Annotated in this window: 11 protein-coding genes and 1 tRNA gene; 11 read left to right on the top strand and 1 reads right to left on the bottom strand. The window is 60.9% G+C overall.

What is annotated here, in order from left to right; genetic code table 11:
* Window positions 1-39 precede the first annotated feature (39 nt).
* Window positions 40-126, bottom strand: a tRNA-Leu gene (locus tag K7431_RS28425).
* A 214-nt stretch (window positions 127-340) separates the two neighbouring features.
* Between K7431_RS28425 and rnr the strand changes: the two genes are divergently transcribed.
* From rnr to K7431_RS28370, 11 genes are all read left to right on the top strand, one after another.
* Window positions 341-2977 carry a ribonuclease R gene (gene rnr, locus K7431_RS28420; RefSeq protein ID WP_012721923.1) on the top strand — a complete coding sequence of 879 codons (2637 nt, stop codon included), beginning with the start codon at window positions 341-343 and terminating at the stop codon, window positions 2975-2977.
* On the top strand, window positions 2974-3729 hold the full coding sequence (gene rlmB, locus K7431_RS28415) for a 23S rRNA (guanosine(2251)-2'-O)-methyltransferase RlmB (protein WP_012721924.1): 756 nt from the start codon (window positions 2974-2976) through the stop codon (window positions 3727-3729). Before rnr ends, rlmB begins: the two co-directional genes overlap by 4 nt.
* Before the next feature lie 308 nt (window positions 3730-4037).
* Window positions 4038-4460 carry a 30S ribosomal protein S6 gene (gene rpsF / locus K7431_RS28410; RefSeq protein ID WP_003236224.1) on the top strand — a complete coding sequence of 141 codons (423 nt, stop codon included), beginning with the start codon at window positions 4038-4040 and terminating at the stop codon, window positions 4458-4460.
* Window positions 4461-4488: 28 nt separating this feature from the next.
* Complete coding sequence (rpsR, locus tag K7431_RS28405; protein ID WP_002551829.1) at window positions 4489-4719, top strand: 30S ribosomal protein S18; 231 nt, start codon at window positions 4489-4491, stop codon at window positions 4717-4719.
* 36 nt (window positions 4720-4755) lie between these two features.
* Complete coding sequence (locus K7431_RS28400; protein WP_012721925.1) at window positions 4756-5649, top strand: hypothetical protein; 894 nt, start codon at window positions 4756-4758, stop codon at window positions 5647-5649.
* An 18-nt stretch (window positions 5650-5667) separates the two neighbouring features.
* Complete coding sequence (rplI, locus tag K7431_RS28395) at window positions 5668-6114, top strand: 50S ribosomal protein L9 (RefSeq protein ID WP_003171376.1); 447 nt, start codon at window positions 5668-5670, stop codon at window positions 6112-6114.
* Window positions 6115-6224: 110 nt separating this feature from the next.
* The gene (dnaB, locus tag K7431_RS28390) at window positions 6225-7622 is read left to right on the top strand and encodes a replicative DNA helicase (RefSeq protein ID WP_012721926.1); all 1398 of its coding nucleotides are present in this window, start codon (window positions 6225-6227) and stop codon (window positions 7620-7622) included.
* A 96-nt stretch (window positions 7623-7718) separates the two neighbouring features.
* Window positions 7719-10022 (top strand): YgiQ family radical SAM protein, encoded by a 2304-nt coding sequence (locus tag K7431_RS28385; protein WP_012721927.1) that lies wholly within the window; start codon window positions 7719-7721, stop codon window positions 10020-10022.
* Between the two features lie 220 nt (window positions 10023-10242).
* A complete protein-coding gene (locus K7431_RS28380) occupies window positions 10243-11166 on the top strand; it encodes a hypothetical protein (RefSeq protein ID WP_012721928.1) in 924 nt (307 codons plus the stop codon).
* Window positions 11159-11608 (top strand): hypothetical protein, encoded by a 450-nt coding sequence (locus K7431_RS28375; protein ID WP_012721929.1) that lies wholly within the window; start codon window positions 11159-11161, stop codon window positions 11606-11608. The genes K7431_RS28380 and K7431_RS28375 overlap by 8 nt, the downstream gene beginning before the upstream one ends.
* A 188-nt stretch (window positions 11609-11796) precedes the next feature.
* The gene (locus K7431_RS28370; RefSeq protein ID WP_012721930.1) at window positions 11797-15087 is read left to right on the top strand and encodes a transglutaminase family protein; all 3291 of its coding nucleotides are present in this window, start codon (window positions 11797-11799) and stop codon (window positions 15085-15087) included.
* The last annotated feature ends 78 nt before the right edge of the window (window positions 15088-15165 follow it).

Here is a 15165-nt window from a genome sequence, read left to right as displayed (position 1 = left end):
GAAACGAAAAAACCCGCTTTCGCGGGTTTGATCTGAATTTGGTGCCCAGGAGAAGACTCGAACTTCCACGACCTTGCGATCACCAGCACCTGAAGCTGGCGTGTCTACCAATTTCACCACCTGGGCAGCATCAACAACGTTGCCGTCGTCGATGGCGCGCACTATACGGAGGGGATTTTAAACTGTAAACCCCCGCCATGAAAAAAGCCTGGAAAATTTCGCCAGTGGTCGTGCAAGGTGTGCGCTGGGGGCTTTAAAAGGCTTGTTGACGTCTGAAATTTCCCGTTTCAATACGCGTATGCCAAACTAACCCGCATATAGACAAGGTGAAAACTCTCTAATGGCCGATTGGCAGTCCCTCGATCCCGAGGCCGCTCGTGAAGCGGAAAAATATGAAAACCCTATTCCTAGCCGCGAACTGATCCTGGCGCACCTCGCCGATCGGGGTTCGCCTGCTAGCCGCGAGCAGCTGGTTGAAGAGTTCGGTCTGACCACCGAAGACCAGCTCGAAGCCCTGCGCCGCCGTTTGCGTGCCATGGAGCGCGATGCTCAATTGATCTATACCCGCCGTGGTACTTACGCGCCGGTGGATAAGCTCGACCTGATCCTGGGCCGCATTGCCGGCCATCGTGACGGCTTCGGCTTCCTGATCCCGGACGACGGCAGTGACGACCTGTTCATGAGCCCGGCGCAAATGCGCCTGGTGTTCGATGGCGACCGTGCCCTGGCGCGCGTGTCGGGCCTGGACCGTCGCGGTCGTCGCGAAGGTGTGATCGTCGAAGTGGTGTCCCGTGCCCACGAGTCCATCGTCGGCCGTTACTTCGAAGAAGGCGGCATCGGCTTTGTGGTGCCGGATAACCCGAAGGTCCAGCAGGAAGTGCTGATTACCCCGGGCCGCAATGGCGCCGCCAAGGTCGGCCAGTTCGTCGAGGTGAAAATCACCCACTGGCCAACGGCACGCTTCCAGCCTCAAGGCGATATCGTTGAAGTGGTCGGCAACTACATGGCGCCGGGCATGGAAATCGACGTCGCGCTGCGCACCTATGATATTCCTCACGTCTGGCCTGAAGCTGTGCTGAAAGAAGCCGCCAAGCTCAAGCCGGAAGTTGAAGAGAAAGACAAAGAAAAACGCATCGACCTGCGTCATCTGCCGTTCGTCACCATCGACGGCGAAGATGCCCGCGACTTCGACGATGCGGTCTACTGCGAAGCCAAGCCTGGCAAGCTGCGCCTGTTCTCCGGGGGCTGGAAGTTGTTCGTCGCGATTGCGGACGTGTCCAGCTACGTGAAAATCGGTTCGGCCCTGGACAACGAGGCTCAGGTGCGCGGCAACTCCGTGTATTTCCCTGAGCGCGTGATCCCGATGCTGCCTGAGCAGCTGTCCAACGGCCTGTGCTCCCTGAACCCGAAAGTCGACCGTTTGGCCATGGTGTGCGAGATGACCATCTCGAAAACCGGCGAAATGACCGATTACCAGTTCTACGAAGCGGTGATCCATTCCCAGGCGCGCCTGACCTACAACAAGGTCAGCACCATCCTGGAACAGCCAAAAACCAGCGAAGCCAAAGCGCTGCGTGGCGAGTACGGGCATGTCGTGCCGCACCTCAAGCAGCTTTACGCTTTGTACAAAGTGTTGTTGGGCGCACGTCATGTGCGGGGTGCGATCGATTTTGAAACCCAGGAAACCCGGATTGTCTTCGGTTCCGAGCGCAAAATCGCCGCCATCACCCCGACCACGCGCAACGACGCACACAAACTGATCGAGGAATGCATGCTGGCGGCCAACGTGGCCACCGCTGAATTCCTGAAGAAGCACGAGATCCCTGCGTTGTACCGTGTACACGACGGTCCGCCGCCGGAGCGTCTGGAAAAACTGCGCGCGTTCCTCGGTGAGCTCGGTCTGTCCCTGCACAAAGGCAAGGACGGCCCGACGCCCAAGGATTACCAGGCATTGCTGGCGAGCATCAAGGACCGTCCGGATTATCATGTGATCCAGACCGTCATGCTGCGCTCCCTGAGCCAGGCGGTGTACAGCGCCGACAACCAGGGCCACTTCGGCCTGAATTACGAGGCGTACACCCACTTCACCTCGCCGATTCGCCGTTACCCGGATCTGCTCACGCACCGCGCGATCCGCAGCGTGATCCACTCCAAGCAGAACACGCCGCACGTCCAGCGCGCCGGTGCCATGACCATTCCGAAGGCACGGATCTATCCGTACGACGAAGCGGCCCTGGAACAGTTGGGCGAGCAGTGCTCCATGAGCGAGCGCCGCGCCGATGAAGCCACCCGTGACGTCGTGAACTGGCTCAAGTGCGAGTTCATGAAAGACCGCGTGGGCGAGTCGTTCCCAGGTGTGATCACCGCCGTGACCGGCTTTGGCCTGTTCGTCGAGCTGACCGATATCTACGTCGAGGGTCTGGTGCATGTCACCGCCTTGCCGGGCGACTACTACCACTTCGACCCTGTGCATCACCGCTTGGCGGGCGAGCGCACCGGTCGCAGCTTCCGCTTGGGCGACACGGTTGAAGTGCAGGTGATGCGCGTCGACCTCGACGAGCGCAAGATCGATTTCGGCATGCCTGACAAACCCGCCGAAGCGCCGAACAGCCGTAAAAAGCGTGGCAGCGAACCTGCTGCGCCAGCCAGCAAAGGCAAGGGCGCTCCTGCGAAAGCAGCGGCTGCCGAGCCTGCGCCGGCCAAGGCCGGTCGTCGTTCTTCTGCCAAGGACAAGGCCCCCGAAGCCTACCGCCCAAGCGACGCAGCGGCGAAGAACGCCGAACTGCGCAAGAGCCGTGAGTTGAAGCAGCAGTTGCTCAACGAAGCCAAAAGCGGTGGTAAAGCGGCGTCTGGGGGAAAGTCCCGCGAGGCGGAAAAACCGTCGAGCAAGCCAAGTAAACACCGTAAAGGCCCGCCCAAGGCGGGTTCGGCTCCCGCGAAAAGCGGCGGGTCGCGCAAACCTAAGGCCAAGTCATGAGTCTGGAAAAAATCTACGGCGTACACGCCGTAGAAGCACTGCTGCGTCACCACCCTAAACGCGTCAAGCAAGTGTGGTTGGCAGAAGGTCGCAGCGAGCCGCGCGTGCAAGCGCTGGTCGAGTTGGCCACCCAAAACAAAGTTGCCATCGGCCAGGCCGAGCGTCGTGAAATGGACGTGTGGGTTGAAGGCGTTCACCAGGGTGTGGTGGCGGACGTCAGTCCTAGCCAGGTCTGGGGCGAAGCCATGCTCGACGAGCTGCTCGACCGCACCGAAGGCGCGCCGCTGTTGCTGGTGCTGGACGGCGTGACCGACCCGCACAACCTCGGCGCCTGCCTGCGTTCGGCGGATGCTGCCGGCGCGTTGGCGGTGATCGTGCCTAAAGACAAGTCGGCGACCCTGACGCCGGTTGTGCGTAAAGTTGCCTGCGGTGCGGCCGAAGTGATTCCGCTGGTCGCCGTGACCAACCTGGCGCGCACCCTGGAGAAGCTCCAGCAACGCGGCCTGTGGGTCGTGGGCACGGCGGGGGAGGCTGAGGTCAGCATTTATGACCAGGACCTCACCGGCCCGACCATCCTGATCATGGGTGCTGAAGGCAAGGGCATGCGTCGCCTGACCCGCGAGCATTGCGACTACCTGGTGCATTTGCCGATGGCCGGCAGTGTCAGCAGCCTCAACGTGTCGGTCGCGACCGGCGTGTGCCTGTTTGAAGCCCGGCGCCAACGGGGTGCCAAGGCCAAGACCAAGAAGTAGTCAGGCCTGGCGCAAGACTCAATGTGGGAGGGGGCTTGCCCCCGATATCGGTGTCTCAGTTGCAGATAATGTGGCTGATCCTCCGTAATCGGGAGCAAGCCCCTTCCCACATTTGCGTTTGTGGTGTTTGGGGGGATTGTTCAAATAATCACCAATCACCTTGCGCGCTTCCTCCCCCTTCTCTACAATTGCGCCCCTTGCCTTCCTGGCGGGCACCGATGTGCCTCCCTGCGGCAAGATCCATAAGTGTCATTCACTCCTTGTCTGACCGTTTTTGAGCGGCAGGCTACAACCCGTAAGGAGCATTCATGCGTCATTACGAAATCATCTTTTTGGTCCACCCGGATCAAAGCGAGCAAGTCGGCGGCATGGTTGAGCGTTACACCAAGCTGATCGAAGAAGACGGCGGCAAAATCCACCGTCTGGAAGATTGGGGCCGTCGTCAACTGGCCTACGCAATCAACAATGTTCACAAGGCTCACTACGTGATGCTGAACGTTGAGTGCACTGGCAAGGCCCTGGCCGAGCTGGAAGACAACTTCCGCTACAACGATGCAGTGATCCGTAACCTGGTCATCCGTCGCGAAGAAGCCGTTACCGGCCAATCCGAGATGCTCAAGGCTGAAGAAAACCGCAGTGAGCGCCGTGAGCGTCGCGACCGTCCTGAGCACGAAGGCGCTGATAGCGCTGACAGTGATGACAGCGACAACAGCGATAACGCTGACGAGTAATCCACGGACCTTTTAAGGAGCCTATCAAATGGCACGTTTCTTCCGTCGTCGTAAATTCTGCCGCTTCACCGCTGAAGACGTGAAAGAGATCGATTACAAAGATCTCAACACTCTGAAAGCCTACGTATCCGAGACCGGCAAAATCGTTCCAAGCCGTATCACCGGTACCAAAGCACGTTATCAGCGTCAGCTGGCCACCGCTATCAAGCGCGCCCGCTTCCTGGCCCTGCTGGCCTACACCGACAGCCACGGCCGCTGAGACCGGGCAGTCGACAAGTAGTAAGGGATTGAATGCATGCGCGCCTTAGCTGAGTTCATCATGCGCGGTCGCGTGCAGGCCACTCTGGTAGTGGCTGGATGTGCAGCATTGCCGTTGTTGTATTGGTTGGGTGCTGCCGCTGGATGCCTTGTGCTCCTGCGGCGCGGTTTGCGGGACGCCTTTGGCGTCCTGGCCCTGGGATTGCTGGCCGCCTTGATCTGGTGGCTGCAATTGGGCGAACCCAAGGTACTTTTGGTACTGCTGGGGTCGTCGAGCCTTGCGTTGGTTTTACGCGCAAGTGAGTCCTGGGTCCGCACGCTGCTGGTCAGCGTGGCATTGGGGTTGGTGTTTTCGGTGTTGATTGACGCGGCTTTCCGCCCGCAAATCGAGGCGCTGTCGCAAGAGATCGTCAAGATCCTGCCGATGGCCCTCGGGGAACTCTACCAGCAGCTGTCGGTAGAAGAGCGAGCGCGACTGGCAACACTGATTGCACCGGCCCTGATCGGCCTGATGGCGGTAATGATGCAGATCGTCAGCGTGCTGAGCCTGATGCTTGGGCGATATTGGCAGGCGTTGTTGTACAACCCGGGTGGTTTTGGTCGCGAGTTTCGCAGTATCAGAATCCCCGTGGGCCCGGCGATGTTGCTGCTGGCTCTCATGGTTATCGGGCCGAACCTCGGTTCGCAGATGGCCTTGATGGTGCTGTTTTGCAGCGTACCGCTGGTGTTTGCCGGGCTGGCCCTGATTCATGGGCTGGTCGCGCAGAAGCGCCTGGCCAAGTTTTGGCTGGTGGGGATGTACGTAACGATGTTGCTGTTCATGCAGCTGATCTATCCGTTACTCGTGGTTCTGGCCATTGTCGACGGCCTGATTGATTTTCGCGGTCGTCTGGCGCCGAAAGACGCCGATAACGCGAACGGTGAAGGTTAAAAGTTAGAGGATTTTCACATGCAACTGATCCTTCTGGAAAAAGTCGCCAACCTGGGCAACCTGGGCGACAAAGTGAACGTTAAGGCCGGTTACGGTCGTAACTACCTGCTGCCATACGGCAAAGCCACCGCTGCAACCGCTGCCAACCTGGCTGCGTTTGAAGAGCGTCGTGCTGAGCTGGAAAAAGCAGCAGCAGACAAAAAAGCTTCGGCCGAAACTCGCGCTGCCCAACTGGCTGAGCTGGAAGTGACTATCACTGCCACCGCCGGTGACGAAGGCAAGCTGTTCGGTTCGATCGGCACCCACGACATCGCTGATGCACTGACCGCCTCCGGCGTTGAAGTGCAGAAGAGCGAAGTTCGTCTGCCGAACGGCACCATCCGCAACGTAGGCGAATTCGACGTAGCCGTGCACCTGCACGCCGAAGTTGAAGCCACCGTACGCGTTGTCGTGGTAGCAGCTTAAGCAGCACCTAACTGACTGGCACCTCGCGTGTCAGGCAGTTAACATCGGGCACGATCCTGTTTACAGGTCGTGCCTTTTGTTTTTCTACACACCCCTAATTCCAAGTGGCCATGAACGATATTTCAGCTCCTGAGCAATACGATCTGCAAACCGCTGCCCTGAAGGTGCCGCCGCATTCCATCGAGGCCGAACAGGCCGTGCTCGGTGGTTTGATGCTGGACAACAACGCCTGGGAACGCGTGCTGGATCAAGTCTCGGACGGTGATTTCTATCGTCATGACCACCGCCTGATCTTCCGGGCCATCGCTAAGCTGGCCGACCAGAACTCGCCGATCGACGTGGTGACGCTGGCCGAGCAGTTGGACAAGGAAGGCCAGACCTCCCAAGTTGGTGGCCTGGGCTATCTGGGCGAACTGGCGAAAAACACGCCCTCTGTCGCCAACATCAAGGCCTATGCCCAGATTGTCCGTGAGCGGGCCACCCTGCGGCAGTTGATCGGCATCAGCACCGAGATCGCCGACAGCGCCTTCAACCCCGAAGGCCGCACCGCCGCCGAGATCCTCGACGAAGCCGAGCGCCAGATCTTCCAGATCGCCGAAGCGCGCCCGAAAACCGGCGGCCCGGTCAGCGTCAACGACCTGCTGACCAAGGCCATCGACCGCATCGATACGCTGTTCAACACCGATGCCGCGATTACCGGTATTTCCACCGGTTATGCCGACCTGGACGAGAAAACCAGTGGCCTGCAGCCTTCCGACTTGATCATCGTCGCCGGCCGTCCGTCCATGGGTAAGACCACCTTTGCGATGAACCTGGTGGAAAACGCCGTATTGCGCAGCGACAAGACCGTCCTGGTGTACTCCCTCGAGATGCCAGGTGAATCGTTGATCATGCGGATGCTCTCGTCCCTGGGCCGTATCGACCAGACCAAGGTGCGTTCCGGCCAGTTGGAAGACGACGATTGGCCGCGCCTGACGTCGGCGGTCAACCTGCTCAACGATCGCAAGTTGTTTATCGATGACACCGCCGGTATCAGCCCCTCGGAAATGCGCGCGCGCACCCGCCGCCTGGTGCGTGAGCATGGCGACATCGCGCTGATCATGATCGACTACCTGCAGCTGATGCAGATCCCGGGCTCCAGCGGTGACAGCCGGACCAACGAAATTTCCGAAATTTCCCGGTCCCTCAAGGCCCTGGCCAAGGAATTCAACTGCCCGGTGGTGGCGTTGTCGCAGCTCAACCGTTCCCTGGAACAACGTCCCAACAAGCGCCCGGTGAACTCCGACTTGCGGGAATCCGGAGCGATCGAGCAGGACGCCGACGTGATCATGTTCGTGTACCGCGACGAGGTGTACCACCCCGAGACCGAGCACAAGGGCATCGCCGAGATCATCATCGGCAAGCAGCGGAACGGCCCCATCGGGTTTATCCGGCTGGCCTTCATTGGTAAGTACACCCGCTTCGAAAACCTTGCGCCGGGCAGCTACAACTTCGACGACGACGAGTAACCCGTCTGCTCAATTCCGACCATTACCGTCGGAATTGGTCAAAATTTGTGCTATATTCCGCGCCCGCGATTTTTCATCTCAACACCGGTCACCGTCATGCAAACAGCCAAGCCGTTATTTGACTATCCCAAGTACTGGGCCGAATGTTTCGGTCCTGCGCCATTCCTGCCGATGAGCAGGGAGGAGATGGATCAGCTTGGCTGGGATTCCTGCGACATCATCATCGTCACCGGTGATGCGTACGTTGACCATCCGTCGTTCGGCATGGCGATCATCGGCCGGCTGCTGGAGTCCCAGGGCTTCCGCGTCGGGATCATTGCGCAGCCGAACTGGCAGTCCAAAGACGACTTCATGAAGCTCGGCGAGCCGAACCTGTTCTTCGGTGTCGCGGCCGGCAACATGGACTCGATGATCAACCGCTACACCGCCGACAAGAAAATCCGTTCCGACGACGCCTACACCCCCGGCGGCATGGCCGGCAAACGCCCGGACCGCGCGAGCCTGGTGTACAGCCAGCGTTGCAAGGAAGCCTACAAGAACGTGCCGATCGTACTCGGCGGCATCGAAGCCTCCCTGCGCCGCATCGCCCACTACGACTACTGGCAGGACCGTGTGCGCAACTCGATCCTGATCGATGCCACCGCCGATATCCTGCTGTACGGCAACGCCGAGCGCGCTATCGTCGAAGTTGCCCAGCGCCTGTCGTGGGGCCACAAGATCGAAGACATCACCGACGTGCGCGGCACCGCGTTCATTCGTCGTGATACGCCTGCCGGCTGGTACGAAGTGGACTCCACGCGTATCGACCGTCCGGGCAAGGTCGACAAGATCATCAACCCGTACGTCAACACCCAGGACACCCAGGCCTGCGCCATCGAGCAGGAAAAGGGTCCGGTTGATGATCCGGAAGAAGCCAAGGTCGTGCAGATCCTGGCCAGCCCGCGCATGACCCGCGACAAGACCGTGATCCGCCTGCCATCGGTGGAAAAAGTCCGTGGTGATGCGGTGCTCTATGCCCACGCCAACCGCGTGCTGCACCTGGAAACCAACCCAGGCAACGCCCGCGCCCTGGTGCAGAAGCACGGTGAAGTCGACGTGTGGTTCAACCCACCACCGATTCCGATGACCACCGAAGAAATGGACTACGTGTTCGGCATGCCTTACGCCCGCGTCCCGCACCCGGCGTACGGCAAGGAAAAAATCCCGGCCTACGACATGATCCGTTTCTCGGTGAACATCATGCGTGGCTGCTTCGGCGGCTGCACTTTCTGCTCGATCACCGAGCACGAAGGTCGCATCATCCAGAACCGCTCCGAAGAGTCGATCATTCGCGAAATCGAAGAGATCCGCGACAAGGTCCCAGGTTTTACCGGCGTGATCTCCGACCTCGGCGGCCCGACCGCGAACATGTACCGCATCGCCTGCAAGAGCCCTGAGATCGAATCCGCGTGCCGCAAGCCGTCGTGCGTATTCCCTGGCATCTGCCCGAACCTGAACACCGACCACTCGTCGTTGATCCAGCTGTACCGCAGCGCTCGTGCCTTGCCGGGTGTGAAGAAGATTCTGATCGCTTCCGGCCTGCGCTACGACCTGGCCGTTGAGTCGCCGGAGTACGTCAAAGAGTTGGTCACCCACCACGTCGGTGGCTACCTCAAAATCGCCCCGGAACACACCGAGGAAGGTCCGCTCAATCAGATGATGAAGCCGGGCATTGGCAGCTATGACAAGTTCAAGCGCATGTTCGAGAAGTACACCAAGGAAGCGGGCAAGGAGCAGTACCTGATTCCTTACTTCATCGCCGCCCACCCGGGCACCACCGATGAAGACATGATGAACCTGGCCCTGTGGCTCAAGGGTAACGGCTTCCGCGCCGACCAAGTGCAGGCGTTCTACCCGTCGCCGATGGCCACTGCCACCGCGATGTACCACTCGGGCAAGAACCCGCTGCGCAAGGTCACCTACAAGAGTGACGCGGTGACCATCGTCAAGAGCGAAGAACAGCGCCGTCTGCACAAGGCCTTCCTGCGCTACCACGACCCGAAAGGCTGGCCGATGCTGCGTGAAGCGTTGACCCGCATGGGCCGCGCCGACCTGATCGGGCCGGGTAAGGACCAGTTGATCCCGTTGCACCAGCCGTCTACCGACAGCTACCAGAGTGCGCGTCGTAAGAACTCGACGCCGGCCGGCAGCCACAAAGTGGCCAAGGAAACAACGACCAAGATCCTCACCCAGCACACGGGCCTGCCACCTCGCGGCAGCGATGGCAGCAACCCGTGGGACAAGCGGGAACAAGCCAAGGCCGCGGCCCAGGCGCGCAACAAGCAGGCAGCCAAAGAGCGCACTGATGCGGCCAAGGGCAAGGGTGGCAAGCCTGCGCGCAAGCCGGTCGTGCCGCGTTGAGTCCAGCCTGAACCTGCCAAACGCCAGCCTCGTGCTGGCGTTTTGCTTTCTAGTCGATGGGTAGCCTGTTTGTTAAGGTGGCGGCCATTGAATCGCTATCGGGGGCAAGCCCCCTCCCACATTCGACCGCATTCTCATGCTGGAACTCGGTCAACTGTGGGAGGGGGCTTGCCCCCGATGAGGCCCCACCGGCCACTATTACTTTCAAGGAAGAACACCCATGGGCAACCCCCTGGCCGGCATCGGCATGGACACCAACCGCTCGCAGTTCATGGCGCGCCAGCGCATTGAAAGCCAGATCAACCTGCCGCGCCTGTTCGCCGCCATCGATGCCGACCCCGGCATTGTTGGTGCGGGTGTTGTGTATATCGACGCCGATTTCAACGTGGTCACCCTGCGCGAATTCCAGCCGATCTGCAGCATTGCCCCCAAACGCATTATTTTGCGTGAAGCGCAGAAATACATCGCCCCGGCGCAGTTTGTGCAACAGGTGCAGGACAATCCCCGCGAATCGCGCCTGGTGGGAGAGGCGATCAACACCTCCCTATCCTGTGCAGGCGCGATCCTCGGTTGGCTTGTGGTGCTCAGCGGCACCGTCGCCGTGCCGTTCACGGCGGGCGCGAGCAGCGTGGTGACGGTTATCGGCTATACCGCTGCCACCGCCAGCACACTCCAGTGTTTTGCCAGTGGCTATCGCGTCAGTAATGAGATCAGTAATCCCGCCAAAAATGACAAGCTCGACAGCTCGGAGTGGTATCAATACACGATGACCGCGCTGGATGCTGCGTCTTTGATCGGAGTCGGTGCCTCGACGTTGACCACGGTAAAACTGGTGCGGTTGAACCAGGCCACCACCGGTAAAAGCGTGAGGGAAGTGCTGCGCGGATTGAACCGGCAAGAGCGTGCCAAGCTGACGAAGGAGCTGCTCAGCATCCAGGATCCGCGCATGAGCGCCAAAATGCTCAAGTTGAAACAGTTGTCCGGCGAGGCGACCAAGCGTTTCACGCCGGCGCAGGTCAAGCATGCAACGGTGACCCAGATACAGGATGCCCTTGGCGCTGCCATCGGGTTTACCGGCAGTGCGCTTTCGGGGAATGTGCGCACCATTGCCGTGGGGTTGTATGAGGAAATGAGCGATGAATGAGCTGCCTAGCATTCGTAGTTTTCTGGCGCACTATTTTCCGGTCTTCATGGGCGCGATTTTCGCGGCCGTGTTTAGCCTGGTGTTTGCGGTGCCGCTGATTGTCGACAGTTATTTCCCACGCTTGCCGCTGGACGATAACCTCCAGTATTCCTTCCTGGGTGGCCTCGCGCTGACGTGGGGCATCGTGCAGTGCAATTTCATGATCGCGCGCGGGCGGCCGCAGTGGGTATGGCCGCTGGTGATGCTGCTCGCGCTTTGTGTTCTGGCGGCGCTGCCCACTATCGCCTTTGGTCCGCATTGGCTGTCCTATGGCTTGAGCGTGTTGTTCCCCCTGCTGGGATTGCTGTTGCTCAACAGCAGGCGTCACCGCGAAATGCGCCAGAAACTGGTTGAAGTGCGACGGCTGCGCCAAGCCATCATCGCAACGCACAAAGCGCGCTAGCTGGGTAGATTCACCACTGATCCTCACACGCACGCCACAAATATGTGCGTTACTTGCACCATGGCACCCCCCGCTGGCGCCGTTTTGGTGCTGTACTGCACCGGGTCTTACGATAAAGCGCAACGACGGCCGCTCTGGCATAAGTCTTGCGCGGTTTGTGTCCATGCCCTGGCTCGCAGGAGGCCGCCGTGTCGATTCATGTCGCGTTGCACCACGTTACGCATTACCGTTACGACCGCGCGGTCGAACTCGGCCCGCAGATTGTGCGGTTGCGTCCGGCTGCCCATAGCCGTACGCGGATTTTGTCCTACGCACTGAAAGTGCTGCCCGAGCAGCACTTCATCAATTGGCAGCAAGACCCTCAGGGCAACTACCTGGCGCGCTTGGTGTTTCCGGAAAAGACCGATGAACTGCGCATTGAGGTCGACCTGGTCGCCGAGATGGCGGTGTTCAACCCATTCGACTTTTTCCTCGAGCCCTATGCCGAAAAAATCCCCTTCCGCTACGCCGCCGATGAACAGCGTGAGCTGGCGCCGTACCTGGAAACCCTGCCGCTGACGCCGAAGTTTGCCGCGTACCTGGCGGGTATCGACCGCACACCCTTGCCGGCGGTGGACTTTCTGGTGGGCCTCAACCAGCGCCTGGCGGCCGATATCGGCTACCTGATCCGCATGGAGCCGGGCGTGCAAACGCCGGAATTCACCCTCGAAAACGCCTCCGGCTCGTGCCGCGACTCGGCTTGGCTGCTGGTGCAATTGCTGCGCAACCTCGGGTTGGCGGCACGGTTTGTCTCCGGTTATTTGATCCAGCTGACCGCTGACGTCAAAGCCCTTGACGGGCCATCCGGCACGGAAGTGGACTTCACCGACCTGCACGCCTGGTGCGAAGTGTATTTGCCCGGCGCGGGATGGATCGGCTTGGATGCCACCTCCGGGCTGTTCGCCGGTGAAGGCCATATTCCATTGGCCTGCAGTCCCGATCCCTCGTCTGCCGCACCGATCAGTGGGCTGGTGGAGCCGTGCGAGTGCGAATTCACCCACGAAATGTCGGTAGAGCGGATTTGGGAAGCCCCACGGGTCACCAAGCCCTACACCGAAGACCAATGGCTGGCGATCCAGGCCTTGGGCCGGCAGATCGACGGTGACCTGCTCAAGGACGACGTACGCCTGACCATGGGGGGCGAGCCGACCTTCGTGTCCATCGACGACCCCGACGGTGCCGAATGGAACACCGCTGCGCTCGGGCCGGATAAACGCCGCCTGTCTGCCGAACTGTTCCAGCGCATGCGCAAGCACTACGCGCCCAAGGGCCTGGTGCACTTCGGCCAGGGCAAGTGGTACCCCGGCGAGCAGCTGCCGCGCTGGTCGCTCAATTGCTACTGGCGCCGCGACGGTGTGCCGATCTGGCACAACAGCGCGTTGATCGCCGATGAACAGCAGGACTATGGTGCGGACGGCGCGCTGGCCGGGCGTTTCCTGGCCAGCGTCGCTGAACGCCTTAAACTGCCGGCGCGCTTTGTGTTCCCGGCCTTCGAAGACAATTTCTACTACCTGTGGCGTGAAGGCGCGCTGCCGCAAAACGTCACCGCCCAAGACCCGCGCCTGAGCGATGACCTGGAACGCGAGCGCCTGCGCAAAGTGTTCGCCCAGGGCCTGGATAAAATCATCGGCCAAGTGCTGCCCTTGGCGCGCACGGCGGCCAATGACCGCTGGCAAAGCGGGCGCTGGTACCTGCGCGACAACCATTGCCGCCTGGTGCCGGGCGACTCGCCGCTGGGCTACCGCCTGCCATTGGCCTCGCAGCCTTGGGTGACGGCGGCGGAATATCCATTTGTGCACCCGACGGACCCTAACCAGGACCAGCCGGAGCTGCCGACCACCTCCCAACTGCAAAGCCACGGCGAACCCGCGCCGTTTGATGAACGCGTGCCCAAGGTGGACGAGTCCGCCGATTGGCTGACCCGCACGGCCCTGTGCGCCGAAGCACGGGAAGGGCGCCTCTATCTGTTCATGCCGCCCCTGGAACGCGTCGAAGACTATCTGGAACTGGTGGCTGCCATCGAGGCGACGGCCGAGGAACTGCACTGTCCGGTGTTGCTGGAAGGCTATGAACCGCCAGCCGACAACCGCCTGAGCAACTTCCGCGTCACCCCGGACCCCGGTGTGATCGAGGTCAACGTGCAGCCGTCCGCCACCTGGGATGAGTTGGTGGAGCGCACCGAATTCCTCTACGAAGAGGCCCGGCAAACCCGCCTCACCACCGAGAAATTCATGATCGACGGGCGCCACACCGGCACCGGCGGCGGTAACCACTTTGTGCTCGGCGGCGCGACGCCCAAGGACTCGCCGTTCCTGCGCCGACCCGATCTGCTGCGCAGTCTGATCAGCTACTGGCATAACCACCCGTCGTTGTCCTACCTGTTCTCCGGTCTGTTCATCGGCCCGACGTCCCAGGCGCCGCGTGTGGACGAGGCGCGCAACGATGCGCTGTACGAGCTGGAAATCGCTTTCGCGCAAATGCCCGAACCCGGTGAAGAATGCCCGCCATGGTTGGTCGACCGCCTGCTGCGTAACCTGCTGATCGACGTAACGGGCAACACCCATCGCGCCGAATTCTGCATCGACAAGCTCTACTCGCCGGATGGCGCCACCGGCCGCTTGGGCCTGCTGGAGCTGCGCGCCTTTGAGATGCCGCCCCACGCACGCATGAGCCTCACGCAACAGCTACTGCTGCGCGCCTTGGTCGCGCGCTTCTGGCGCGAACCCTATGCACCGCCGAAGCTGGCGCGCTGGGGCACCGAGCTGCACGACCGTTTCCTGTTGCCGCACTTTATCGAGCAGGACTTCGCCGACGTGATCGTCGAACTCAACGCGGCCGGCTACCCGCTGCGCGCCGAATGGTTCGCCGCGCACCTGGAATTCCGTTTCCCCAAAGTCGGCGACTATGCCGTCAGCGGTATCGAACTGGAACTGCGCCAGGCCCTGGAACCCTGGCATGTGCTGGGCGAGGAGGGCGCGGTGGGCGGCACGGTGCGCTATGTGGATTCGTCCCTGGAGCGCCTGCAAGTCAAATTGACCGGGCTGCCACCGCAACGCTACCTGCTGACCTGCAACGGCATCCCGGTGCCGCTGCACGCGACCGGGCGCGTGGGTGAGTTCGTCGCGGGCGTGCGTTATCGCGCCTGGCAGCCGGCCAACTGCCTGCAACCGACCATCGCGGTGCATGCGCCGTTGGTGTTTGATCTGCTGGACACCTGGATGCAACGCTCGCTGGGCGGTTGCCAGTACCATGTCGCCCATCCGGGCGGGCGCAATTACGACAGCTTACCGGTGAATGCCAACGAGGCCGAAAGCCGGCGCATGGCGCGGTTTTTCCGCTTGGGGCACAGCCCAGGGAAACTCCCCGTGCCAAGACTGGTGATCAACGATGAGTTGCCGATGACCCTGGATCTACGGCGTTTCCCCAATAAAAAAGACTAAACACGATACAAATGTGGGAGGGGGCTTGCTCCCGATTGCGGTGAATCAGCCGATACATGAGTTGACTGACTCACTGCC

The organism is Pseudomonas fluorescens group sp., from assembly GCF_020093335.1.
Lineage (GTDB): Bacteria > Pseudomonadota > Gammaproteobacteria > Pseudomonadales > Pseudomonadaceae > Aquipseudomonas > Aquipseudomonas petroselini.
Note: the sequence above shows the minus strand (reverse complement) of the source record. Positions and strands in the feature narration are given on the sequence as shown.